Genomic DNA, 23584 nt, shown 5'->3' with positions numbered 1-23584 from the left:
TTTAAACCATTCCCTTAATATCACTTGCCCAGCTAGGATAAGTGAAAATCATTTTCTTTAAAGTTTCACAGTCAAGCTTGCCACACATCGCCATTACAAACATATTGATGATTTCTGAAGCTTTCGGGCCAACCAAATGAGCCCCAATCACGAGTCCGGTTTTTTTATCCACTAAGGTCTTATAAGCATATATTTTCTCATTGATGTGCTTAGCATTAAACCAGTCGGGCACTAATTTATGTTCCAGTTCATAATCGTATCCCTGTTCCTTAGCTTCTTTTTCTGAAAGTCCTACGGAAGCTAGTTTTGGTAAGGTATAAACCACGGTAGGTTGCGGCGGATAATCTGCTTTTTTAGGCTCTTTTTTGTTTAATAAGTTTGCTGAAACCACTTTAGATTCCTGTGAAGAAAGCGGGGTTAAAGGTAATCCCGAACTGTCTGAAACATCACCACAGGCATACACGTTTTTATTGGTTGAATTTTGAAGAAATTCGTTAACCGTAATTCCCTTTTTTGAAAAGGCAACGTTTCCTTTTTCCAGATCCAGATCTTCTATAGATGGAACACGACCTGCAGTATTAAAAACCATTTCAGCTTTTGCTGAAATCTCTTTCCCATCCTGAATTCCTTTTACCCTAAAGTTCTTTTGCAGCTTTTCAATTTCCTTCACTTCTGCATTAAAAATAAAATCGATTCCCAGATCTTCTTCCGAAACCTGCTGGATGTAGTCCACCATATCTTCATCAAAGTTGGAAAGCGGACCTGGCATAAAATCCATCATGGTGACTTTTACACCAAAACGGGCTGCGATATGCGCGAATTCCATCCCAATATATCCGGCGCCGATAAAAATCATTGTTTCGGGTAATTCTTTTAGATCGAGAAAATCTTCACTTAAAAGAGCGTATTCTTCGCCAGGAATTCTCAACGGCATAGGTTTTTGTCCGGTTGCGATAACGATCTTATCTGCGGTTATCGTTTTGCCTTCCACAGAAAGCGTGTTTTTATCTAAAAATTTCGGAGATTGGTGATACATTTTTATGTCCAGGGCTGCCAGATCTTTTTCGGTAGCAGCAGGAATGGCATCTAAGAATGTTTCTTTAAAAGTCATTAGATCACTCCAATTTACTTCCGGCATTTTCGTAATTCCTTTACCTTGCATTTTAGTGGCGCGATCTATAATTTCGGTAAAACCTACCAGAACTTTTTTAGGATCACAGCCACGATTTGGGCAGGTGCCGCCATACTCCCTGTTATCGGTTATCGCTACTTTCCATCCTGCTTTAGCGCAATCTTTAGCAACACCCTTTCCGGCGGTCCCGGTTCCTATCACAAATACATCAAAATGCTCAAATCCCATAATTATAAATTCTTACAGCAAATTAGGCATCTGCAGGCATTTTTGCTGTTATGAAAATGGTAAAAGTGGAGTAGAGATAAAATTTGTAATTTTATAAGACCAATAATATTCTGATTATGGAAACAATAGCGTTAAAGAAAACGGTCCTTAAATATGTTGAAGAAGCAGATGCACGTCTATTAGAAATGATGCTTTCTCTCGCCGAAAGTTATGAAAATAACGACTCTTCAGTTCTCTCCGAATCAGATTACCATGAAATGGATAACCGCAGGTTGAATCATTTAAAAGAGAAAAGCGAATCATATTCCTGGGAAGAAGTGCAGCAAAGAGCTAAAAATGCTTTGAAGAAATGACTTTTAAGCTTATAATTAAAGAGGAAGCTCAATTAGAAGTAATTGAAGCTTTTCTTTATTATGAGAGAAAACAAAGTGGGTTGGGTGATTTATTTTTAGATCATCTTAACTCGTATTTTAAGTGGATTAAAAACTATCCTTTTCATTTTTCGGAGAAAAGAAAACCATTTAGGGAAGCTGTAGTCAAACGCTTCCCCTATGTTATTATCTACGAAGTCCAGGAGAGTGAGGTGATTGTTTATTCCGTATTTAATTCCTGGCAAGATCCCGAAAAGAAAAAAGTATAAATCAACTAACGTTAAAAAAATGTTGAGAGGTTGCGGGACAAAATTTCTGCAATTATCTTTGCGCCAATGAGTAAAACTATTATCGCCCAAAGCTTTGCACAATCCTCGCAACAGCAGGAATTGAGGGATTCCCTTGTCTCTTCTGAAAAAAATCGGACTAAAATTCAACTTAAAGGACTTGTTGGTTCTGCTTTTTCTTTTGTTGTAGCCAATGCGTTTAAAGAAGCAGAAAAACCCTTTTTGCTGATCTTTAACGATAAGGAAGAAGCGGCTTATTATTTAAACGATCTCGAGCAGCTGGTAGGAGAAAAAAATGTGCTTTTTTATCCCGGCAGTTACCGCCGTCCATATCAAATTGAGGAAACAGATAATGCAAATGTATTATTACGAGCCGAAGTTTTAAACCGAATTAATTCGCGTAAAAAACCAGCGATAATTGTTACCTATCCTGATGCTTTATTTGAAAAAGTAGTTACCCGAAAAGAACTGGATAGAAGCACGCTGAAAATTTCTGTAGAAGATGAACTTTCTATAGATTTTGTAAACGAGGTTTTATTCGAATATAAATTCAAAAGGGTTGATTTTGTAACCGAACCGGGCGAGTTCTCAGTACGTGGGGGGATTATAGATGTTTTTTCCTTTAGTAACGACGAGCCTTACCGTATCGAGTTTTTTGGAGATGAAGTAGACAGCATCAGAAGTTTTGATGTAGAAACCCAGCTTTCTACAGATAAGGTGAAGAAAATTTCGGTGATGCCGAATGTGGAAAATAAACACCTTGATGAAATACGGGATAGTTTTCTAAAATATATTTCAGAAAAAACCGTGGTGTTTGTTAAAAACCTCGATTTACTCACTGCGCAAGCCGATAAACTTTTTAGCAAGGCAGAAGAAGCCTTTAATAAACTTTCTGAAGATGTAAAACATAGTGAACCCAAAGAGCTGTTTTGTGATGGGCAGTTAATTAAAAGTCAGCTAGAGCTTTTTTCAGTTGTTGAATTGAGTAACCAGGCTTATTTAGAAGCTCAGAAAAGTATAGAATTTCAAACAAAACCCCAGCCTTCTTTCAATAAGCAATTCGATTTACTGATTGACAACTTAATTGAAAATCAGGAAAACGGATATACAAATTATATTTTCTGCGTTAGCGAACAGCAAGCCAAACGCTTCCACGATATCTTCGATGACCAGGAACGTATCGTAAAATACCAAACAATTACTTTGGCTTTATTCCAGGGCTTTATAGATGAGGCCGGAAAAAACATTTGCTATACCGATCACCAGATCTTTGAGCGTTATCATAAGTTTCATCTTAAGAACGGTTACGCTAAAAAACAGGCCATCACGCTTAAGGAACTCGGCAATCTTGAAGTGGGTGATTATGTAACCCATATTGACCACGGAATTGGAAAATTTGGCGGACTTCAGAAAATTGATGTAGAAGGTAAAAAGCAGGAAGCCATCAAGCTTTTCTACGGCGAGCGCGATATTTTATATGTGAGCATACATTCGCTGCATAAAATTTCAAAATATAACGGGAAGGATGGCAAAGAGCCCAAGATCTTTAAATTGGGAAGTAATGCCTGGAAGAAATTAAAGCAGAAAACTAAAGCGCGTGTTAAGCATATTGCCTATAATTTAATTGAACTTTACGCAAAGCGAAGATTACAGAAAGGCTTTGCCTTTGGTCCAGATTCTTACTTACAACACGAGCTGGAAGCCTCTTTTATGTACGAAGATACTCCAGATCAAAGTACCGCTACCCAGGCGGTAAAAGAAGATATGGAAAACGAGCGCCCTATGGATCGTTTGGTATGTGGTGATGTTGGTTTTGGAAAAACAGAGGTTGCTATTCGGGCAGCTTTTAAAGCGGTAGATAACGGCAAGCAGGTCGCTATTCTAGTGCCAACCACTATTTTGGCATTTCAACATCACGAAACTTTCACTGAACGTTTAAAAGATTTCCCGGTAACTGTAGATTACTTAAATAGGTTTAGAACCGCTAAAGAACGCCGTGAAACTTTAGCCGATCTGGAAAATGGAAAAGTAGATATCGTGATTGGCACGCATCAATTGGTAAATAAAGCGGTGAAATTCAAAGATCTTGGATTATTAATTGTAGATGAAGAGCAAAAATTTGGAGTTTCGGTAAAAGATAAGCTTAAGACTATAAAAGAGAATGTAGATACACTTACGCTTACGGCAACGCCAATTCCGAGAACACTTCAGTTTAGTTTAATGGCCGCGCGAGATTTATCTACCATCACCACACCGCCGCCAAATAGATATCCTATTGAAACAAACGTAATTCGTTTTTCCGAAGAAACTATTCGGGATGCGGTTTCTTATGAAATTCAGCGTGGCGGGCAGGTCTTCTTTATTCATAACCGGATTGAAAATATTAAAGAAGTCGCGGGAATGATTCAGCGTGTGGTGCCAGATGCTAAAATTGGTGTAGGCCACGGGCAGATGGAAGGTAAGAAATTGGAAAAACTGATGCTCAGTTTTATAAATGGTGAATTTGATGTCTTGGTTTCTACTACAATCGTGGAAAGCGGACTTGATGTGACCAATGCCAATACGATTTTCATCAATAATGCGAACAATTTTGGGGTTTCAGATCTTCACCAAATGCGAGGTAGAGTAGGCCGAAGCAACAAGAAAGCTTTTTGTTACTTTATTACGCCGCCGTATTCGGTAATGACCGAAGATGCGCGTAAACGAATTAGCGCTTTAGAGCAATTTTCTGAATTGGGAAGTGGGATAAATATCGCGATGAAAGATTTGGAAATTCGTGGAGCCGGAGATTTACTGGGTGGTGAGCAAAGCGGATTTATTAATGAAATTGGCTTTGATACTTATCAAAAGATCCTGAATGAAGCCATTGAGGAACTAAAAGAGAATGAATTCCAGGAGCTTTATAACGAATCTGAAAATATAGAAGAGAAAACCTTTGTAAAAGATGCGCAGATCGATACCGATTTTGAAATTCTTTTCCCCGATGATTATATCAATAACATAACTGAAAGACTGAATTTATATACGCAGTTAAATAAAATTACTTCGGAAGAAGAATTGCAAAAGTTTGAAGCCGAGCTTGTAGATCGTTTTGGAGAATTACCTACACAGGCGGTAGATTTACTGAATAGTGTTCGTATAAAATGGATAGCGGCAAGTATAGGCCTGGAAAAGATCATTTTGAAGCAAGGAAAACTAATAGGTTATTTTATTTCCGATCAACAATCCAGGTTTTACCAAACCAATACGTTTACCAAGGTGCTGCAATATGTGCAAACGCATAAGCATAAATGCATCATGAAAGAGAAGAAAACCAGGAATGGCTTGCGTTTGCTCTTAACTTTTGAAAAGATCAATTCGATAGAAAGCGCTTTAAAGGTATTGAAGCCCCTGGATTTTAGGGTGAAGGAAGAAGAGGTACAAAAGACTGTTTAAATGTTACCCTCCTTTTTAAGGAGGGGTGGCCGATAGGCCGGGGTGGTTGAACCCTTCCGTCATTCCCTCGGAATGTCACCTTCCTTTAAAAAGCGAAGGAGCTTTTACGTCATTCTGAACTCGTTTCAGAATCTAAGCTGTTAAATAGTTTTCTTCAATAATTTCGAAAAAATTCAATTTAAGGTCTAAATATTATGGTTTTTCCAATGTTTTAGCAAATAAAAACTATGTTTGTAGTTATAACATAAACTATCTAACAAAATGATTAAAAATTTATTTTTAGCTTTCTTCCTTTTTTTAGGATTGAATTCCTTTGCTCAAAATGTAGATTTCGGGATACAGGCTGGATATACCAATGTTGAAGTAGAAGCTAATGCCGAGGGTGGTACCCAGGTTTCTGAAGACGGATCCGGTTTTTATGTAGGATTTTTAGCCGATTTTCAATTCACCGAAAATTGGCACCTTCAACCTTCCGTAAATTATTCTAATGTAGAAGAAACCGATTTCTTATCTATTCCTGTTCTTGTGCAGTATGATATAGAAAATTCAGACTTTTACTTACAAGCGGGTCCTCAGGCAACTATTGTTTTGGAAGATGTTCCCACCACCAACGAATTCGGTTTAGATGCGGCATTTGGTGTAGGGTATCATATCACCAAGGATTTCTTTATTGAAGCACGCTACGGTATTGAACTAACCAATAGATATAGTGACGAATCTATAGAGTTTGCTGAACAATACGATACAGATGTTAAAAGTGGAGTAAATACTTTGATGGTAGGAGTAGGTTATAAGTTCTAACAACTCCTCAAGTTTGCTAAAATTATAGACCTCACAGGTTTTTGAAATCTGTGAGGTTTTTTATTTACGCCATCATGAGCTTGATTCCGAGGGTTTCTAGATTTCCTTTTCAAATTGATAATCTAAAATCTCTTTTAAATTAATCGAACTTATTTTCTTGCCTTTTGAAACCCCATTTTGGTCAAAACCGGGAACATTTAAGTTTTTTGCTTTTGCGGTTTTGGTGTAGTAATCTTCTTTGGTTGGATGATCAGGATAGGCAGCATTAAATGTCTTTCCCCAGGCTTCTTTCTTGATAATCTGGTTAAGAATTTCAATACAAAATTCCTGCTGAATAAGATTTACCGGCGCTTTTGGGTCTTTAATTCCGGTTTTGTTAGCAAGGTAATTTACCGGATGTCTCCCCGGACCAATTAATCCACCAAACCTAATAACTGTGGTTTGAAAATGTTCATTCTTCAATAGCATTTTTTCTGAAGAAATAAGTTGTTTAGCGGCTTCTGAAGTGCCGTTAGCTTCATTTTCTTCGGTATATTCGGGGAAGTTTTCTTCGTCTTTGTAAACGGAAGTAGAACTTACAAAAATCACTTTTTCTACCGGAGATTTTTCTATATAATCTATAATCCTGCCTATTTTACCAACGAAATCGGCTTCGGGATCGCCGCGTAATCCTGGCGGGATATCTATAATTAGTAATTCAGAATGCGCCAGGAAAGAAGTAAGATCGCCCTGAACGCCTTCTGTAAAAATTTTAATCTGATAAGGCGTAATGCCGGCCTCACGCAATGGTTGCATTTTTTCCTGGCTGGTTACCGAGCCTTTTACTACGTGCTCTTGTTTCAGCTTTTTTGCGAGTGGCAATCCCAGCCAGCCGGTTCCTAATATAGATATGTTCATAAAGCCCCTCCCGGCCTCCCCAAAGGGGAGGTGTTTTTTAAGTTTTAAATAAAATATTTGTGTATTCGTCAAGCTGAACTTGTTTCAGCTTCTAATATGAGAGCATTTCTTATCAAGTTAGATAATGAAATAAATTCAGGATGACGAGTAATAACCTCAAAGCTACAAAAGCAAAGCCTACTCGGGACTTATGGTTTTCTTAAAAATTACAGCATCGTTTAGCACAAAAGGTCTCGGAATCATAGCTTTTGGTCTTGGCTTTACATTTAAATCTTGATTTTCAAGCAAATCATAACTGGACTCGTAAAGCGTAAATTCCGGTTTTTTATCCTTTTTGAAACTGAATTCCAATCTTAATGTGTCACGGCTCGAAGCGTGATAGGTAAGTAATCTATCATGCCAGCGGCGAGTATGTATATGGAATTTGTTCTGGCCAAGGTAAACGCTATCGGCAGTTTTATTATTGACTTTAAAAGTTTCAAAATCGGTGCTTCGATCGGCAAAAAGTTCTATTCGATTTATATTCCGGTTAGGAGCTATTTTTAGTAAATAGGAATTAGAAGTAGCTGTAGAATCGGTTTTTTCCCAGATAATCGAAGGTCGTTTTAGATCTATTTCAGGCGCATTTGTTTTCCAGGTGAAGTGTGAGCCATATTTGCTGCTAAGCGTATTGCCTTCTAGGAGAGCAATGAGTGGTTCTTCGCCAAAATATTTTTTGGTCCATTCATCGGGCATTTTATCGTAAGAATACCAATTGGTAGTATTTTTATCGGCATCAAAAAGATAAACAAGTGAATTCGGTTTAGGGTGTTCTTCGGTGAAATCGGCTTTAAAATGGGCGGTAATTAGAAGAATATTGAAAATTAGAAAGAAGAATACCGCAATTTTTTTATTGCTTTTAAAATAAGCAAAAACAGGTAACAGCAGTTGAAATAATAAAACGGTCAGTAAAGCTGAGACAAACAATATTTTCAGACCTAAGGCTACCGGAAACATCTTTATAAACGGCAACAAAATAAAGAGTGCCGGAAGGCTTAAGAACGCCATTAATAAGGAATTTAGCGATTCCTGGCGCATCATAATAAATAGCTGTAATAAGCCGAAAAATCCTGGTATGATAAAATAGGCGGCGCCTTTTAAAAAGAAGGCGAGCAATGCGCAAAGCAATAACCAAAAGAACAGTGGAACAACAAATAGATTAGCCTTGTTTTCTATATGTCTAAATCGGAAGTAGGTGAAAAACGAAATGAGTAAGCTTAATGAAACAAAAGCAGCGATATAATAATAGCCGTTATAGGTAAAACCCTGTTCCATTTCTGAATATTCAGGGTAGCTGTAAAGTAGAAATTTCCAAAGTAGAAAAACCAATAAGCCAGAAAAGGCCAGGCTCACTATAAAAGGAATAATACTCTTTAAAATTTCTTTTAGCTGAAAACGGTCCTTAGAAAATCCGTAGCCCAGAATGACAAAAAACAGAATAAATGCGAGAATAAGCATTGGGAAGATCCAGGAAAACGGATAACTAATTATTTCCCCGCCCGGAATATTGAAAAACAATACTTCTTCTTCCGCATTTACTTTGCCTAAATCTGCATCTTTAAAATAATCGAGTAGGGGCATTAAATAACTGCCCTGATGTGCTAAGGTTTCTTTATCTAAGTTTTCGGGGGTGTCAGTCGCGGTGTGATAATCAAAATGATTGTCTATAAACGCAAAATTATAACCCGGGATATTTCCCTGTTCCTTTAAAACCGTAAGATCGGTGTCGTTAGGCAACATTTTATACACGCTATAAACCAGTGAATTTGTCACGGGAAATTCTGGATTTGCTTTTTTAAAGGAATTAATAAGCCCTGCGTTTCCAGAATTTGTTTCCAAAAACATAAAAGAATCGCCGTCGCTGCCGCGGGCTTCAAAATTAAGGGCGAGTTTGGCATCTTTAGCCCAGGGATGATCTTTTATAAAAAGTTCGGCGCCGTTTAATCCGAGTTCTTCAGCATCGGTAAACAGTATGATAATATCATTTTGGTGTTTCTTATTTTTAGCTAAAAATGTGCGAATTCCTTCTAAAATTGTTCCCACGCCGCTGCCGGCATCACTTGCACCGGGAGAAGAATGCGGATTACTGTCGTAATGCGTCATAATCACCACAGCTTCACCTTTTCCGTTGCCTTCCAAACGCGCTAAAATATTTTGAGGACGCACTAGCGTACCGCTTTTGGTAAGCGTATAATCCTCGTGAGTTTGTGGCTGTAAGCCCATTTCCTGTAACTGGCTTACAATATAATTTCTTACGCGGCTATGGGCTTCAGTTCCCACATAATGAGGTTTCTGCGCAATTGCTTCCACGTGTTTAAAGGCGCGTTGGGTAGAAAAAGTAGTTTCAGGCGCATCTTCAGCTTCAATATTTTTTGGTTGGCTGCTGTAAAAGCTAAACCAAATTGCAATGGCAATAAAAATGAAAGAGAAAAAGCGAGGTATATTCTTCAGCATAATTCAGAAAAAAACAAAAGGTTTACAGGATTTAAAGATACTTAAGATTTTAAGGAATAGTAATACAGGAAAGCAGGCTTTCAGAATAATTAAATTTTACCTATATTTAAGTTATTAGTAATCAAAAATTTAAGTTATGGGTATTAAAAGTTTTCAGGGAAAAAGGGCGGAACCGGAGAAGCCGAAGAGCGCACCCATGTTGGTTAGAGATTATATGAGTACCTCACTGGTTACTTTTAAAGAGCACGAGAATATTTTAGATGTTGCCGAAAAACTGACCAAACATAAAATATCTGGTGGGTGTGTGGTAGATGACAATAATAAATTAGTAGGACTTATTTCTGAAGGGGATTGTATGAAACAAATTTCAGACAGCCAGTATTACAATATGCCCTTAGAAGATACTACCATTGGTAAGCGAATGACCTGTAATGTGGAAACCATAGACGGAAATATGAATGTGATGGATGCCGCAAAACTCTTTATTGAAAAACGGTTTAGGCGTTTTCCAATTGTAGAACACGGCAAACTTATTGGGCAAATTAGCCAAAGTGATGTGCTTAGGGCAGCGGTACGTTTAAAAAGTAATAATTGGGGAGATTAGGACACTTGCTTAAATTAATTATTCAAGCTTTTTAAAAATCTTTGACATGGATTCCCCGTCGATTGCTTCCATATCTATAAGCTTTAAGGATTCAACCATATTAAGTGTTGAAGATTTATATTCTTTGAAATGTGGTGTTTCCAGATGAGCTTTATAGGCTTCATTATCTGCATATATTTCTAATATTCTTATTTCGGTAGGGTCTTCCATTTTAAACATGGGGTAAATAGAAATAACGCCTGGCTCTAACCTAACAGAAGCTTCGGCTTCATATTTTAAAATTTTTATATACTCTTCCAGATACTGCTCTTCTATTTTAATTTCAGAAATCCTAATAAGCATTTCATCTGTTTGCGGAGTATTTTTCATCTTATTTTGAGAACCACAGGAGTAGGTTAAAAAAATTAAAGATAGAATCGTAAATACCGATTTTATAAATTTCATTTAATATTAATTTTGAAACCCCTATGGGGAAATGCACGATGTTTTAGTGTGCGGTTAACTGCGTTTAACCAGAGCGTAAATTCCATTTTCTAAAGGAAGATATCCCTGGTCGTACACAAAATAATAGACCTTACCGGTTTTGGTTGTATAGATGCTGGTAAAATATTCAAAATTGAAACCACGGGCCAGTAATTTATTTTTACTAATCGTGGTTTTTTCGTTTGGGTTGAATTCTTCTAAAATTCGGTAATTTTTGCGAAGCAGGTTATTGACGTTTCTAACCAGGTTTTTTCTGTCTTTGTTGAGGTTGTTGTGATGTGCATTGCGACAATAATCGCTGCAGAATTTCTTATCTACGCGACCCACAATTTTTTCGCCACATTCCAAACAGGATTTTTGCATACTAAGCGATAATCGAGGATTAAATATTTCAAGGCTTTACTCGAAATTAAATTTTGTTTTCACAATAAATATAAATAAAAAGCTTAAAAAATACTGAAATTTAGGTTTTTGTAGAGTTATACTTACTTGTTTTTCCGTATTTCCGCTTGGCGTATCGGCATACTATCTATAGTATTAAAAAGTTTTTCTGCGGAAAGTACTTCGGTTTGTTTCAGTTTTTCGCCGCCATCCAATCCGATTAGAATAACCCGAAAATCGCTTTTAAGGGCTTTATATGTACTATAAAGATCAGAAGAAATTTTCCAGTTTTCTCCTTCAAATCCGGTCGTATATTTTTCAGGTAAAATTTGGTAGATTACCAGTTTTCGCTCGTTTAAGGCTTGTTGGTGTTTTTGCAGTTCGATAAGTTGTTGCTGGAATTTTTCGTTTTCCCCATCAGCTACAATCAAAATTAGTCGGTCTTTCCATTGGTGTTTGGAAAGGTCTTGTGTGTTGAAATTCATAGCAAAAGAGAAAATTAAGATAAAACAACTTATAGATTTTAGCATATTCTAAAATACGAAAAATCTACTATATCTTTAGTCTAAGCATTTCGGCACGCGCCATAAAAGAATCTTTTAGGCGTTCAATTTTAGGATTCATCGTAGAGGCAAAAACAAGGTATTGGCATTTTGTAATATGCTGCGGAATTCTAATAAGATCGTTATAATCGCTGTTTTTGGTTAAGAATTCGGCGTCTTCAACCGCAAGAATTTTTAACTGACTTACATTGATACCGGTAATTTTGAAAAGCTGAAATAACTTTTTTGGTGTAGCGATCACAATGTCCACACCATCATAAATATCATCTTTTTGTTTGCTGATATCGGGAGCGTCATGGGCGCTATAAACGCGTAAGTCCATGTATTTTGTGAATTTGTTGAATTCTTCTTCCAGCGCCAGGGCAGCTTCTTTGTCCTGAACGAAAATCAAAGCTCTGGGGGCATCTTCAAAGGCTGCGCTTTCTAATTTCTGAATTGTACTAATTACAAGTGCGGTAGTTTTTCCTGAACCTTCAGGAGCAACGATGAAAAGATCTCTTCCGCTTTTAATTTTGGGTAAAATTTGTTTTTGAAATGGAAGCGGATTTTCAATTTCCAGTCTTTCTAAAGCTTCTTTAAGCGGAATATTCAGTTTTTTAAAGGACATAAGGTTTATTTTAAAGCTTTTTATTTAATTTCTAAATTAGAAATCAAAAGTTTCTGAAGCTTACAAAGATAACTTTCCCTATAATTAAAGCGCTATAAAACATTATTGCTTTAGAAAACTTGTTGGAAAAGGGCAGGATTTCAAATCCATTCCTGATTTTCCACGCTTAGTTTATCTTTTACTTCGCCGGTATGTTTGGTACTTGCAGGCTCAAAAAGTAAAATCCAGGCTTCCTCTTCAGCCACAGGGTTATGCTCCACACCTCTTGGGACGATATACATTTCGCCCTCATTTAAACGAATAGTTTTATCCCGAAATTCAATTTTCAGACTTCCTTTAATAACCAGGAACATTTCATCTTCCTCTTTATGATCGTGCCAAACAAACTCCCCTTTCAATTTCGCTAGTTTTACTTGTTGCCCATTGAGTTCGCCTATAATTTTAGGCGTCCAGTGCTCATTAAACAACTCGAATTTATCTTTTAAATTTACTTTTTCAGGCTTCATAAGTTTAGAATTAACTAATTAAAAATAAAAAAATTAGGTTCAATTTTTAATAAGCTGCGGTAACTTAGCTTCAATGGGGAAACCTTTAATTCCTTCTTTAGTTTTTAGGTAAGATTCGATTTCAGCCTCACTCATTTGGTAGGTTTCTTTAAGGCCGTCAATAATTATTTTCAGATAAAATTCGTGGGGAGAATTTATTTCATCTTTTAAGTAATCTTCATTGGTAAAAGTGAAAATAGGGCTGTCTTCATCTTCACCCAGGTAAATGATTTTCCCGTACCAGGAATTATTTTTCATATCCAGGCTACGATTTTTAATTACGTGTTGGAGATCTATATCAAAATCGCCTTCAAATTTTATTTCCTGTTGTACTAAATCTACAAATTGTTGCTGGGTGATGAGGTACATTCTACCCAGGGTTTTGATATTTTTATCGAAGTCAGATTTTATAAATCCGGCGCCACCACCACTCCAGGTTTTCGAAGATTTAGCGAAATAAAGTTCGCCGTTAATAGTAATTCCTTTAGATTTTTCAGGCAGGGTTTTATTGGTACAACCGGGATAAACGCGTTTGGCATTGGCAGGGCGACCACCACCAATATAACAGTTAAAGCGTTCTTTTAATAAATTGGAGCCATAACAGGCATACCAAACTTTGGGTTCTTCTTGTGGCATCTTTTTTCTACAAGAAAAGCTTTCTTATAGAGAATAGCAACTTCGCCTTAAAAGGAATTTTTTCCTAATGAATTGAGCGTAGTATGCTAAAGAATTTTATATTAATTCCTATTTGCATTAAAATGCTTAGATCTTCCCCGGCAATTTGCCATTTATCATTTTCTCTTAATGAGCCAACAGGATCAGTCCAAAATAAAGTAGGTTCTAATTGAAGGGCTAAATTGTTATTTAGCTTAGAACTTCAGAATTCTATTGATTATTATCTAATGTTTTAATGATTTTGGCCGGATTTCCGCCTACGAGTACGTTTGGTGGAACATCTTTTACTACCACCGCTCCGGCGGCAATTACACTTCCATCGCCAATATTAACTCCCGGACAAATAATTGCACCGCCGCCTATCCACACGCTATTGCCAATAGTAACCGGTTTGCCATATTCTAAAAGCGAATCTCGAGTTTTGGCATCTAAGGGATGCGTTGCGGTATAAATGTGTACGTTGGGCGCTAAAAATACGTTGTTTCCAATATTTACTTCCACAACATCCAAAATGCAGCAATTAAAATTCATAAAAACCTGGTCGCCCATTTTTATGTTATAGCCGTAATCACAATAAAATGGAGGCTCTATCCAAAGATCTTTACCAGCTTTTCCAAATAAGGAATAGAAGAGCTTGATTCTTTCATCTGCTTTTTCTTCCCCTAACTTATTTGCTTTTTGAAATATAAGTCTTGCATTATACCTGTCTTTTGCAATTTCTTTATCTGATCCCAGGTATAATTGGCCTGAAAGCATTTTTTCTTTTTCGGTCATGGTAAGTCTTAATTAGGAAATTTAATATTACAAAAAATTTCTGATTGCTTGATTCATTTCCAAACGTTTACAAACGTCTTTAAACGTAAACAAATAATTCCCAGACGATTACTACTAAAAGACGGTGTTATGTTTGTCCTGTTGAAATGAACTAACGATTTTCAGCTTTTTAAATTAATACGTTATGAGCACTATTAGAAACAAAGTACAATTGATCGGGAATGTTGGGAGAGAGCCTGAAATCGTAAACCTGGAATCTGGAAAGAAACTGGCTAAATTCTCGGTAGCTACCAATGAAAGTTACAAAAACGGAAATGGCGAACGCATAACCGATACGCAATGGCACAACATTGTAGCCTGGGGGAAAACCGCAGAGCTGGTTGAAAAATATGTAAATAAAGGCAAGGAAGTAGGAGTAGAGGGAAAACTCACCAACCGAAGCTGGGATGATAAAGACGGGAACAAGCGCTATATAACCGAAGTAGTTTGTAATGAATTGCTTTTAATGGGGAAGTAATCTGATTTGGGAATTATAAAAGATAACAAATGCTAGGGTGGAAGTAAAGGTGGTTATTTCTTTAAAAGATAATAACCACTTTTATTTTGTCTTTTGTATTGCCTCTATAGCATTGGCAAGATATACAAAAGGAGCATTCCAGTTAATTGCTATTTCATTACTGGCATAACTACAGCGGTTATCAATATATGAAGTTGCAGGGTGGTTATGCGCAGCTGTGTATTTCTCTGCGCATTCATTTTTGTCTTGTTGCCCTGGGTTTGGCCCCCCGGCTAAAAGTCCGGGTACCGGATCTTCATTATTGTCAGCTTCAGAAGGTCTGTGGTGCGGATCTTTTGTAGGTTTCTCGCCAAAACCGGTTAAAAAGGAAAAGCCCGTGGCATTTCTTCCCAGCAGGTAATCCAAATTGCTATTTGCAGCATCAAGATATTTCCTGTCGTCTGTTATTTCGTATACATTTAAAAGTAGTATTCCCTGGTTTGCTGCGGTGGAGTTACTTCCCCAAACAAAATCTGATTCATTTATTCCCATTGGAATCGCATAAGCAGAACTTTTTGATGAAGCTACCAGATTATCGGCCATTTGGGTAAGCTGCTCAATTATGGTATTAATATTTACAAGCTCACTATCCTTATAATTTTTCCTGTGCCTGGCAAGAGAGTAGAGGGCAGGCGTATTCACATTTGGCCAGGCGGGAATTCCAAAGTTATATTCTAAAGGGTTTTCCAGGTCAGCTTCCTGGTAATAATCTTTCTTTCCTGTGGTTATAAAAAGTTCTGTGGCAGCCCATTGAAATTCATCTTTAAAATTGCGATCTCCATAGGCTCCGGTATTTATTTCAGGATCTTTTAATTTTTCCTGGTGGTAAATTACATCGGGGTTTTCTTTTGCCCAGCGATAAGCTTTTTCGCTCATCACCAAAAGCGAATCTGCTAATCCCGGTAATTCATCTTTATAATCTTCGAAAATTCTTGTTGCCTGTGCAGTTACTGCTGCAAAATCTAAAGTAGCTGCTGTACTTTTTTGTACTACCCAACGCTGAAGTGTAGCATCTTTTGGCGCAACTGCGCCGTGAAAATTTGCGCTGGTAAGCTTGTGATAAACACCTCCGTCTTTATCCTGCATTGTCATCATCCATCTTAGATTGTACAATGTTTCATCAAGAAAATCGGGAATATTGTTCTCGCTTTCTGGAATATTTAAATTAAGTGTGTCCAGGTATTCCGGGAAATCTTCATAGAGCGAAAACAAAGTCCCCATGGTAATTCCGCTGTTTACAATATACTTTCCATAATCTCCTGCGTCATACCATCCTCCGGGGCTTGAAATAGTAGATCCAGCCGGTCTATTCTCTGAAGCGGCCGAATTATGAACTTTTACCATATCGTCTGGATGGCCGGCTTCTCTCGCCCATTTTCCGGCATATTCTTCGGGTAAACTTGTGGAAGCTCGCTGAAAATAAAAAGCCTTTATACTTGCCTTTGCTGGCTCAAAATGTACATTTTCGTCTATATAAAAAGGATGGCTGTTACCAATTCCCGGAACTTGTAATACATATTCTCCTGAGATTTCTACGGAAGAAAAATCCGCTTGTTTTACGGTTTCTTTACTATGCGGCCATTCTTTAGCATCGCTAAGTTTTCCGGAAAATACTTTATTCTTTTCATCTGCTGTAAGAATTGAAAAATTGGTAGCTTCTGAAGTTACAACAATCGCTATTTTTTGGCCTGTAGGATAGAATCCAACCTGATTGATCCTGATTTTATCTGTACCTGAACTTTCTTGATTTAATTGTGCAAATGCTGAAATATTCAGAAGAAAACATAAAATTGGAATCAGGAATGTAGTTGAAGCTTTCATAATTATATTTTTACTGCTGAATAGTGTGATAAACTGAAATGTCCAACCCTAAAGTTAACGTTCCTAAAGCATTTTTCCCTCACCTGTTTTGGTTTTTTGTGAAAATGGCGAAAATTTCTGAATGATCAAGTAGCTGAAACTGAAACTTTTTAAAAGGCAAAATTTTCACTCGATAGAAGAGATTAAATGCTAAATGGGAATAGATCAGAAATAAATTTCTTTAGCCAGTCGGTAAGTATTAGCATGGGCTTCAATAATTACCCTAATTTCTTTAGAATAGCCGCCACCCATGCTGCATTGAACCGGAATGTCTAAAGCGTAGCAGGTTTGCAAAACAAACCTGTCTCTTTCTTTGCAGCCATTTACCGTGCAGGAGATTCGGCCGAGTTTATCAGTCTCTAAAATATCAACACCGCTTAAGTAAAAGATAAAATCGGGCTTTTCTCTCGCTATTAAATCAGGTAATGTCTCTTTTAGTAGTTTTAGATATTCAATATCGCCGCTGCCGTCGGGGACTTCAATATCGAGATCTGACTTTTCTTTTTTGAACGGATAATTACCTTTTCCGTGCATAGAAAAAGTAAAAACCGAAGGATCATTCTCAAAGATCTCTGCTGTTCCATTTCCCTGGTGAACATCCAGGTCTACAATAAGAATTTTTTCAGCTAAATTTTTATGCTGAAGATATCTTGCAGCAATTGCCTGGTCGTTAAGTAAGCAAAATGCTTCGGCCCGGTTAGAATAAGCGTGATGAGTACCTCCGGCAATATTAAAAGCAATTCCATGTTCCAGGGAATAATGCACGGCTTTCATCGTACCATCGGCGATGATCATTTCCCGTTTCACTAAAGCCTCAGAAAGTGGAAAGCCACTTTTTCTAATTTCCCTGGGGCTTAGTTTTAAATCACGTAAGCGTTCAAAATAATCAGCATCGTGAGCTTTTAGAATATATTTGTCGGTTGGGAATTCCGGCTCAAAAAAATTTTCCTCGCTACAGGTTCCTTCGTGAAGTAATTGCCTTGGCAGCAATTCATATTTCTCCATCGGGAAACGGTGACCTTCGGGTAAAGGATGTTTATAGATAGGATGGTAAGCGATTTTGAGCATTTGCAAGGTAATTGGCTATTCAATAAGCAAATTATAAACGTCATTACGAACGCAGTGAAGTAATCTGCCCGTTGAGAGTCGGCAATTTTAGATTGCTTCGTTCCTCGCAATGACGCTTATTTGCAATTTTTCAGATGCATTTTTAATAAACTTAATTAATAGTTGTCCCCGGTTCTACACCATCTTCATCTGGATTTACAAAAACCAGTTTTCCGGCTGAATCCTCGGTCATTAAGATCATTCCCTCGCTTTCTACACCGCGAAGTTTTCTTGGCGCTAAATTGGCTAGAACGGTTACTTTTTTTCCAATGATCTCTTCTGCTTTATAATGTTCAGCAATTCCTGAAACTACCGTTCTTTGGTCTAAGCCTGTGTCTACTTTTATCACCATTAATTTCTTGGTTTTTGGCATTTTATGGGCTTCAATAATAGTTCCCACACGCAAATCCATTTTGGTGAAATCTTCAAAAGTAGCAGTTTCTTTTTGAGGTTCTACCTTACTGTTTTCGGCTGCATTAGCAGTTTTTGTGGCTTCCAGTTTGTCTAATTGTTGCTGCATTTGAGCATCTTCTATTTTGCTGAAAAGCAATTCTGCTTTTCCAATTTGGTGCCCCGCGGGGAGTAAAGAATCACGCGTAGCGATCTTATCCCATTGTGAATATTCCTTCCCGGAAAGCTGACTTTCAGCATCAGTGAAATTCAGCATTTTTTGAAGTTTCGCCGAAGAAAATGGTAAAAATGGTTCGCTTAAAGTAGCTAGCGCTGATGCGATTTGTAATGCCACATACATCACTGTTTTTACACGTTCTTCATCGGTTTTAATGAGTTTCCAGGGTTCCTCATCGGCTAAATATTTGTTTCCTAATCTGGCTAAATTCATTAATTCACCTTGCGCTTCGCGGAAACGGTATTTTTCAATAGAACTTGCAATAACCGCCGGATAGACTTTTAGCTCGGCAATGGTTTGCTCGTCCACTTCAGAATAATCATTAGGTTTTGGAACAATTCCGGAGTAATATTTATTAGTAAGTACAACTACGCGATTAATAAAATTCCCGAAAATAGCGACCAACTCATTATTATTCCTGGCCTGGAAATCTTTCCAGGTAAAATCGTTGTCTTTGGCTTCAGGAGCATTTGCAGTTAAAACATAGCGTAAAACATCCTGCTGGTTTGGAAAATCTTCCAGGTATTCGTGCAACCAAACCGCCCAGTTTTTGGAGGTAGATAATTTTTTTCCTTCCAAATTAAGAAATTCGTTTGCAGGAACATTTTCAGGTAAAATATATTCGCCGTGCGCTTTTAGCATTACCGGGAAAATAATACAGTGAAATACAATATTGTCTTTTCCTATAAAATGGACCAGCTTGGTATTCTCATCCTTCCAATACGGTTCCCAGTCTTTGCCTTCGCGCTCGGCCCATTCTTTAGTAGAAGATATATAGCCAATAGGCGCATCAAACCAAACATAAAGTACTTTACCGTCACCACCTTCAACAGGTACAGGAATTCCCCAATCCAGATCACGAGTTACGGCTCTTGCGCGCAAACCATCGTTTAACCAGGATTTCACCTGCCCGTGAACATTGCTTTTCCAATCGTGAGCGTGCCCTTTTACGATCCACTCATCTAACCATTCCTGGTATTGATCTAAAGGTAAAAACCAGTGCCGGGTTTCTTTTAAAGTGGGTACTTCACCGGTAATAGCCGATTTTGGATTAATAAGATCTGTGGCGTTTAGCGAAGTCCCGCAGCTTTCACACTGGTCGCCATAGGCTTCTTCGTTTCCGCATTTTGGGCAGGTACCGGTTACAAACCTATCGGCCAGGAATTGTCCTGCTTTTTCATCGTAAAGCTGTTGGGTAGTTTCTTCAATAAACTTCCCATCTTCATACATCTTTTTGAAAAATGCCGAAGCGGTATCGTGATGTACTTTAGCTGAAGTTCTTGAGTAATTATTAAAAGAAACGCCAAAATCTTCGAAAGATTTCCTGATAATTCCATCGTACTTGTCAACGATATCCTGCGGCGTAACGCCTTCTTTCTTTGCTTTTATGGTAATAGGAACTCCGTGCTCATCACTTCCGCAAACAAAAGCCACATCATTGCCCTGCATTCGTAAATAACGGGCATAAATATCGGCTGGAACATAAACACCTGCAAGATGGCCAATATGTATGGGGCCGTTGGTGTATGGTAATGCTGCGGTAATAGTGTATCGCTGTGGAGTATTATTCATTTATCTTAAAATTTATTGAGGGCGCAAAGGTAAGCAACTCCATAAAAATACGCGTTAAATTCTTGTAAAACAGAAGGCGTCTATAGGAAATGTTCCTCAATTTAGCCTTTAAATTTAATTCGAATACCAAAAGTTTTAAATCGATAAAAATTAACCAATGAAAAAATTAAGCTTAATAATTATTGTACTTAGTCTTGCAGCCTGCGGAAGTTCTAATAGCAAAATGTCTAAAGATAAATTTGTGGTTGAAAACCTTACAAATTATAATGCTGAGGAATTGAAGGCAAATTATCCTGAAGCAGATTTTCTTGAAGATACCGGTATGTTTGAAGAAGGAACTGTAGAGCGGGCCTATACCGTAATGTATCCCGATACGCCCGATGAATTGCATATTACCTGGAAAACTGAAGATCGTAAAGAAATTTTTGATATTCGGTTTTCTGAAAATGGAAAATGGAAATCTACAGAGGGCATTGAAATAGGAACCATGTATGAAGCTTTGAATAAGCTTAATAAAAAGGAGATCTCTTTCTACGGATTTGGATGGGATTACGGCGGTGCGGTTATGTGGAATAACGGGAAATTGGAAAATTCTAATTTAAGAGTGTTCCTGGCACCCAAAGGAGAAGTAGCCAATAAGTTTTATGGTGATCGCATAATTGAAGCCAGTAAAGAAGAAATTGAAAGTTTAGATTTAAAAGTTGCCAGTATAATGCTGGTGAATTAGTTATTTTTTACGGGAAATCCCCAGGTATAGAAACCTGGAATAAATCCTAAATTCACTTTATGGCTCAGCATAACGCTTTGGGGGAATTGGGTGAACGCCTCGCTTTAGAGTACCTTTTAAAACAAGGTTATGAAATTCTGGCTCAAAATTATGTTTATAACAAAGCGGAAATAGACATTTTAGCCCGGAAGCATAGCACTTTGGTAGTAGTAGAAGTTAAAACAAGAAGCACACCCGATTTTGGGGACCCACAAAGTTTTGTAAAGCCTAAACAAATTCGGCAGCTTGTAAAGGCTGCCGATTTTTTTTTGAATGACAATCAATTAAACCTGGAAACCCGTTTTGATATAATTGCGATTATAAAAAATAAAGCCGGAATACAGGTAGAACATCTTGAAGATGCTTTTTTGCATTTTGAGTGAATTTGAAGCCAAACTCTCTTCCAACCGGATTGTTTCAATTCAAAATAGTTACAAAAAACTGTGTGAAAGGTTTTTGAATTCGTCATTCTGTCCCGAAGATTCAGAATCATTTCAGAATCTAAGATAGTGATATTCAAATCATGTTAGAAGCTGAAACAAGTTCAACTTGACGGATTTTTTCAAAAAACAAAAAGACCTCACAACTTTACAAAACCTGTGGTCTACTTTTTGGTAAAGAAAAACCTCACAGTCCCAATGCTTATCGGGACTGTGAGGTCTATACTTTTATTAAAAAACTTCCGTAGAAATTTATTACCAGATCTTCACTCGATCTTCTGGGGCAACATACATTTTATCACCTTCTTTAATATCAAAAGTGGTATAAAATGCATCAATGTTCTGAAGCGGTACATAAGCTCTGTACATTCCAGGAGAATGAGGATCGGTCTTGATTCTGTTTTTCAAGGCTTCATCACGCATTTTTGTTCTCCAAACAGTAGCCCAGGACATAAAGAAACGTTCTTCTGGAGTAAATCCATCTATTTTTCCGGGATCTCCGTGTTCTTCTAAATGAATTTGTAATCCATCATAAGCAGCGTTAACGCCACCAAGATCACCAATATTTTCACCTAAAGTAAATTGACCGTTGATGAAAACACTGTCTAAAACTTCAATATTGCTGTATTGATCTGCAAGATCTTTTCCAAGGGCTTCAAACTGTTTAAGATCTTCGTCTGTCCACCAGTTATTAAGGTTTCCTTCGGCATCAAAACGAGAACCGCTATCATCAAAGCCGTGAGAGATTTCGTGACCAATTACAGCGCCAATTCCACCATAATTTACAGCAGCATCGGCCTTATAATCATAAAAAGGTGGCTGAAGAATAGCTGCAGGGAATACAATTTCGTTATAGCTTGGGTTGTAATATGCGTTAACGGTTTGTGGTGGCATAAACCATTCGGTTTTGTCTACCGGTTGCCCAAGGTCCGCCATATTATCTGCAACTCTCCATTTGCTGGTATTCATCATATTCTGAAAATAAGACCCACCGTCTTCAACATTTACTATTTCTAGATCGCTGTAGTCTTTCCATTCGTCTGGATAACCAACTTTAATAGTTGTGGTTCCTAGTTTCTCCTTGGCTTTTTTCTTGGTTTCTTCGCCCATCCAGCTAAGGTTGTCTATCCTGGTTTCGTAAGCTTTAATAAGATTTGAAATCATTTCCTGAGCTTTTTCTTTAGCTTCAGCAGGGAAATGTTCGTCTACATATAATTTACCAAGCGCTTCTCCCAGAGTACCGTTTACAGTTTGTAAAGCACGTTCTTTTCTTGGGCGCTGTTCTTGTGCACCTTGTAAGGTTTTGCTGTAAAACTCCCAATTTGCAGTTTCAATATCTGTAGAAAGTGTACTGGCCGCATCATTAAAAATGCTCCATTTTAGATAATCTTTCCAGTCTTTAATAGAATTTCCAGCAAAAACATCCTGAAGGGATTCCATATAGTTTGGTTGAGAAACGATTATGGTATCAAGATCTGTAGCACCAATTTTTTCAAAATACGCATCCCAGTCTATCGCTGAAACCATATTTTTAAGTTCGGCTACAGTTTTAGGGTTATAAGTGTTACGGGCATCACGGCGCTCTACTTTGTCAAGTTGAGGTTCTGCAAGGCCGGTTTCAAAAGCAAGAATTCGCTCTGCAGCATCTGCAGCTTCTTCTTCAGAATAGTCTATATACTGAAGCATTCTGGTTATATGCTCTTTATATTTTTCCCTTTTTTCTTTGGAATCTGAATCGTCTGCCACGTAGTAATCACGATCTGGTAAACCCAATCCTGCAGGATAAAGGTAAGCAGCATTCATATTACTGTTTTTAGCATCGGCACGAACTCCGAAAGAGAAAAATCCGGCGCCACCGTATTGTTGCATTTCGGTAAGAAACTCCTGGAGGTCTTCTTTATTTTCAACAGCATCTACTTTTGCCAAATATGGTTTTACCGGTTCCACTCCTTTTTCATTTCGGGCCACGGTGTCCATAATAGTTTTGTAAAGATAAACGGCTTTAGCCTGGTCACTAGACGGGTCTAAACTATCGTTAGCAGAAGCGCCTTCTAAAATAGCCATCGCATCCTCATCGGTACGCTCACGCAATTCCATAAAACTTCCCCAGGTAGTCTGGTCTGAAGGGATCTCGGTAGAATCTACCCATTTTCCGTTTACGTATCTAAAGAAATCTTCCTGAGCGCTTACGGTGGTGTCCATATAGGCAAGGTTAATACCGCGAACCTCTTCTTTTTCTTTACTTTCTTTATCGTCGTTTTGGCAACTTGTTAGGGTTGCAGCTCCCAAAATCGATAAAAAGAGCACATTACTTATTTTTTTCATATGTGGTTTAAATTATTATGAATTCTCGCGCTAAAGTACTAAAAAGTAGCATAT

At 37.7% G+C, this 23584-nt stretch carries 22 protein-coding genes; 8 read left to right on the top strand and 14 right to left on the bottom strand.

Annotation, left to right across the window (positions count from 1 at the left end; genetic code table 11):
• Window position 1: 1 nt before the first annotated feature.
• A complete protein-coding gene (locus tag J0871_RS02795) occupies window positions 2-1360 on the bottom strand; it encodes an NAD(P)/FAD-dependent oxidoreductase (protein WP_208223259.1) in 1359 nt (452 codons plus the stop codon).
• Window positions 1361-1476: 116 nt separating this feature from the next.
• Between J0871_RS02795 and J0871_RS02790 the strand changes: the two genes are divergently transcribed.
• From J0871_RS02790 to J0871_RS02775, 4 genes are all read left to right on the top strand, one after another.
• On the top strand, window positions 1477-1713 hold the full coding sequence (locus J0871_RS02790) for a hypothetical protein (RefSeq protein WP_075325168.1): 237 nt from the start codon (window positions 1477-1479) through the stop codon (window positions 1711-1713).
• Window positions 1710-2000 (top strand): type II toxin-antitoxin system RelE/ParE family toxin, encoded by a 291-nt coding sequence (locus tag J0871_RS02785; protein ID WP_075325167.1) that lies wholly within the window; start codon window positions 1710-1712, stop codon window positions 1998-2000. The genes J0871_RS02790 and J0871_RS02785 overlap by 4 nt, the downstream gene beginning before the upstream one ends.
• 66 nt (window positions 2001-2066) lie before the next feature.
• Complete coding sequence (mfd, locus tag J0871_RS02780) at window positions 2067-5453, top strand: transcription-repair coupling factor (protein WP_208223257.1); 3387 nt, start codon at window positions 2067-2069, stop codon at window positions 5451-5453.
• A gap of 261 nt (window positions 5454-5714) precedes the next feature.
• Window positions 5715-6254, top strand: coding sequence for an outer membrane beta-barrel protein (locus J0871_RS02775; protein WP_208223255.1), 540 nt, complete (start codon window positions 5715-5717; stop codon window positions 6252-6254).
• A 96-nt stretch (window positions 6255-6350) separates the two neighbouring features.
• Here the strand turns inward: J0871_RS02775 and J0871_RS02770 are convergent, their stop codons facing one another.
• Window positions 6351-7151: an NAD(P)H-binding protein gene (locus J0871_RS02770; RefSeq protein ID WP_208223253.1), complete on the bottom strand. Its 801-nt coding sequence runs from the start codon at window positions 7149-7151 to the stop codon at window positions 6351-6353.
• 177 nt (window positions 7152-7328) lie between these two features.
• A complete protein-coding gene (locus J0871_RS02765; protein ID WP_208223251.1) occupies window positions 7329-9644 on the bottom strand; it encodes a M28 family peptidase in 2316 nt (771 codons plus the stop codon).
• A 136-nt stretch (window positions 9645-9780) separates the two neighbouring features.
• Between J0871_RS02765 and J0871_RS02760 the strand changes: the two genes are divergently transcribed.
• Complete coding sequence (locus J0871_RS02760; protein WP_075325162.1) at window positions 9781-10248, top strand: CBS domain-containing protein; 468 nt, start codon at window positions 9781-9783, stop codon at window positions 10246-10248.
• Between the two features lie 18 nt (window positions 10249-10266).
• Here the strand turns inward: J0871_RS02760 and J0871_RS02755 are convergent, their stop codons facing one another.
• The 7 genes from J0871_RS02755 to J0871_RS02725 form a co-directional block, all read right to left on the bottom strand.
• On the bottom strand, window positions 10267-10692 hold the full coding sequence (locus tag J0871_RS02755) for a putative quinol monooxygenase (RefSeq protein WP_243870373.1): 426 nt from the start codon (window positions 10690-10692) through the stop codon (window positions 10267-10269).
• 54 nt (window positions 10693-10746) lie between these two features.
• A complete protein-coding gene (locus J0871_RS02750; protein WP_075325161.1) occupies window positions 10747-11094 on the bottom strand; it encodes a hypothetical protein in 348 nt (115 codons plus the stop codon).
• A 122-nt stretch (window positions 11095-11216) separates the two neighbouring features.
• On the bottom strand, window positions 11217-11597 hold the full coding sequence (locus tag J0871_RS02745; RefSeq protein WP_208223248.1) for a DUF4174 domain-containing protein: 381 nt from the start codon (window positions 11595-11597) through the stop codon (window positions 11217-11219).
• A 67-nt stretch (window positions 11598-11664) separates the two neighbouring features.
• Window positions 11665-12282 carry a DEAD/DEAH box helicase gene (locus J0871_RS02740; protein ID WP_208223247.1) on the bottom strand — a complete coding sequence of 206 codons (618 nt, stop codon included), beginning with the start codon at window positions 12280-12282 and terminating at the stop codon, window positions 11665-11667.
• 140 nt (window positions 12283-12422) lie between these two features.
• On the bottom strand, window positions 12423-12788 hold the full coding sequence (locus tag J0871_RS02735) for a cupin domain-containing protein (protein ID WP_057482536.1): 366 nt from the start codon (window positions 12786-12788) through the stop codon (window positions 12423-12425).
• Between the two features lie 39 nt (window positions 12789-12827).
• On the bottom strand, window positions 12828-13463 hold the full coding sequence (locus tag J0871_RS02730) for a hypothetical protein (protein WP_208223245.1): 636 nt from the start codon (window positions 13461-13463) through the stop codon (window positions 12828-12830).
• A gap of 249 nt (window positions 13464-13712) precedes the next feature.
• Window positions 13713-14276 (bottom strand): sugar O-acetyltransferase, encoded by a 564-nt coding sequence (locus J0871_RS02725; protein ID WP_208223242.1) that lies wholly within the window; start codon window positions 14274-14276, stop codon window positions 13713-13715.
• Between the two features lie 184 nt (window positions 14277-14460).
• On the opposite strand from J0871_RS02725, the gene ssb reads away from it, so the two are divergent.
• Complete coding sequence (gene ssb, locus J0871_RS02720; RefSeq protein ID WP_057482539.1) at window positions 14461-14793, top strand: single-stranded DNA-binding protein; 333 nt, start codon at window positions 14461-14463, stop codon at window positions 14791-14793.
• Between the two features lie 81 nt (window positions 14794-14874).
• On the opposite strand, the gene J0871_RS02715 is transcribed toward ssb, so the two are convergent.
• The 3 genes from J0871_RS02715 to metG form a co-directional block, all read right to left on the bottom strand.
• Window positions 14875-16653, bottom strand: a complete 1779-nt coding sequence (locus tag J0871_RS02715; protein ID WP_208223239.1) for a glycoside hydrolase family 9 protein — start codon at window positions 16651-16653, stop codon at window positions 14875-14877.
• A gap of 204 nt (window positions 16654-16857) precedes the next feature.
• Entirely contained in the window at window positions 16858-17760 is a 903-nt protein-coding gene (locus J0871_RS02710) for a histone deacetylase (protein WP_208223237.1), read from the bottom strand.
• A gap of 151 nt (window positions 17761-17911) precedes the next feature.
• A complete protein-coding gene (gene metG / locus J0871_RS02705) occupies window positions 17912-19999 on the bottom strand; it encodes a methionine--tRNA ligase (RefSeq protein ID WP_208223235.1) in 2088 nt (695 codons plus the stop codon).
• 157 nt (window positions 20000-20156) lie between these two features.
• Between metG and J0871_RS02700 the strand changes: the two genes are divergently transcribed.
• Together J0871_RS02700 and J0871_RS02695 are read left to right on the top strand one after the other, a co-directional pair.
• Window positions 20157-20726: a hypothetical protein gene (locus J0871_RS02700; protein ID WP_208223233.1), complete on the top strand. Its 570-nt coding sequence runs from the start codon at window positions 20157-20159 to the stop codon at window positions 20724-20726.
• A gap of 59 nt (window positions 20727-20785) precedes the next feature.
• Window positions 20786-21148 carry a YraN family protein gene (locus J0871_RS02695; protein ID WP_075325149.1) on the top strand — a complete coding sequence of 121 codons (363 nt, stop codon included), beginning with the start codon at window positions 20786-20788 and terminating at the stop codon, window positions 21146-21148.
• 312 nt (window positions 21149-21460) lie between these two features.
• Here J0871_RS02695 and J0871_RS02690 read toward each other — a convergent pair whose 3' ends face one another.
• Window positions 21461-23530, bottom strand: a complete 2070-nt coding sequence (locus J0871_RS02690; protein WP_208223231.1) for a M13 family metallopeptidase — start codon at window positions 23528-23530, stop codon at window positions 21461-21463.
• Between the last annotated feature and the right edge of the window lie 54 nt (window positions 23531-23584).

Source organism: Salegentibacter sp. BDJ18, assembly GCF_017579965.1.
In the GTDB taxonomy this organism is placed as follows: Bacteria; Bacteroidota; Bacteroidia; order Flavobacteriales; family Flavobacteriaceae; genus Salegentibacter.
The sequence above is the reverse complement of the archived record's forward strand: the minus strand, read 5'-3'. Positions and strand labels throughout refer to the sequence as shown.

What these genes read in the sequence shown, in the direction of transcription:
- J0871_RS02795 (WP_208223259.1), bottom strand. Translation starts at nt 1,360, where the DNA reads ATGGGATTTGAGCATTTTGATGTATTTGTGATAGGAACCGGGACCGCC.
- J0871_RS02790 (WP_075325168.1), top strand. Translation starts at nt 1,477, where the DNA reads ATGGAAACAATAGCGTTAAAGAAAACGGTCCTTAAATATGTTGAAGAA.
- J0871_RS02785 (WP_075325167.1), top strand. Translation starts at nt 1,710, where the DNA reads ATGACTTTTAAGCTTATAATTAAAGAGGAAGCTCAATTAGAAGTAATT.
- mfd (WP_208223257.1), top strand. Translation starts at nt 2,067, where the DNA reads ATGAGTAAAACTATTATCGCCCAAAGCTTTGCACAATCCTCGCAACAG.
- J0871_RS02775 (WP_208223255.1), top strand. Translation starts at nt 5,715, where the DNA reads ATGATTAAAAATTTATTTTTAGCTTTCTTCCTTTTTTTAGGATTGAAT.
- J0871_RS02770 (WP_208223253.1), bottom strand. Translation starts at nt 7,151, where the DNA reads ATGAACATATCTATATTAGGAACCGGCTGGCTGGGATTGCCACTCGCA.
- J0871_RS02765 (WP_208223251.1), bottom strand. Translation starts at nt 9,644, where the DNA reads ATGCTGAAGAATATACCTCGCTTTTTCTCTTTCATTTTTATTGCCATT.
- J0871_RS02760 (WP_075325162.1), top strand. Translation starts at nt 9,781, where the DNA reads ATGGGTATTAAAAGTTTTCAGGGAAAAAGGGCGGAACCGGAGAAGCCG.
- J0871_RS02755 (WP_243870373.1), bottom strand. Translation starts at nt 10,692, where the DNA reads ATGAAATTTATAAAATCGGTATTTACGATTCTATCTTTAATTTTTTTA.
- J0871_RS02750 (WP_075325161.1), bottom strand. Translation starts at nt 11,094, where the DNA reads ATGCAAAAATCCTGTTTGGAATGTGGCGAAAAAATTGTGGGTCGCGTA.
- J0871_RS02745 (WP_208223248.1), bottom strand. Translation starts at nt 11,597, where the DNA reads ATGAATTTCAACACACAAGACCTTTCCAAACACCAATGGAAAGACCGA.
- J0871_RS02740 (WP_208223247.1), bottom strand. Translation starts at nt 12,282, where the DNA reads ATGTCCTTTAAAAAACTGAATATTCCGCTTAAAGAAGCTTTAGAAAGA.
- J0871_RS02735 (WP_057482536.1), bottom strand. Translation starts at nt 12,788, where the DNA reads ATGAAGCCTGAAAAAGTAAATTTAAAAGATAAATTCGAGTTGTTTAAT.
- J0871_RS02730 (WP_208223245.1), bottom strand. Translation starts at nt 13,463, where the DNA reads ATGCCACAAGAAGAACCCAAAGTTTGGTATGCCTGTTATGGCTCCAAT.
- J0871_RS02725 (WP_208223242.1), bottom strand. Translation starts at nt 14,276, where the DNA reads ATGACCGAAAAAGAAAAAATGCTTTCAGGCCAATTATACCTGGGATCA.
- ssb (WP_057482539.1), top strand. Translation starts at nt 14,461, where the DNA reads ATGAGCACTATTAGAAACAAAGTACAATTGATCGGGAATGTTGGGAGA.
- J0871_RS02715 (WP_208223239.1), bottom strand. Translation starts at nt 16,653, where the DNA reads ATGAAAGCTTCAACTACATTCCTGATTCCAATTTTATGTTTTCTTCTG.
- J0871_RS02710 (WP_208223237.1), bottom strand. Translation starts at nt 17,760, where the DNA reads ATGCTCAAAATCGCTTACCATCCTATCTATAAACATCCTTTACCCGAA.
- metG (WP_208223235.1), bottom strand. Translation starts at nt 19,999, where the DNA reads ATGAATAATACTCCACAGCGATACACTATTACCGCAGCATTACCATAC.
- J0871_RS02700 (WP_208223233.1), top strand. Translation starts at nt 20,157, where the DNA reads ATGAAAAAATTAAGCTTAATAATTATTGTACTTAGTCTTGCAGCCTGC.
- J0871_RS02695 (WP_075325149.1), top strand. Translation starts at nt 20,786, where the DNA reads ATGGCTCAGCATAACGCTTTGGGGGAATTGGGTGAACGCCTCGCTTTA.
- J0871_RS02690 (WP_208223231.1), bottom strand. Translation starts at nt 23,530, where the DNA reads ATGAAAAAAATAAGTAATGTGCTCTTTTTATCGATTTTGGGAGCTGCA.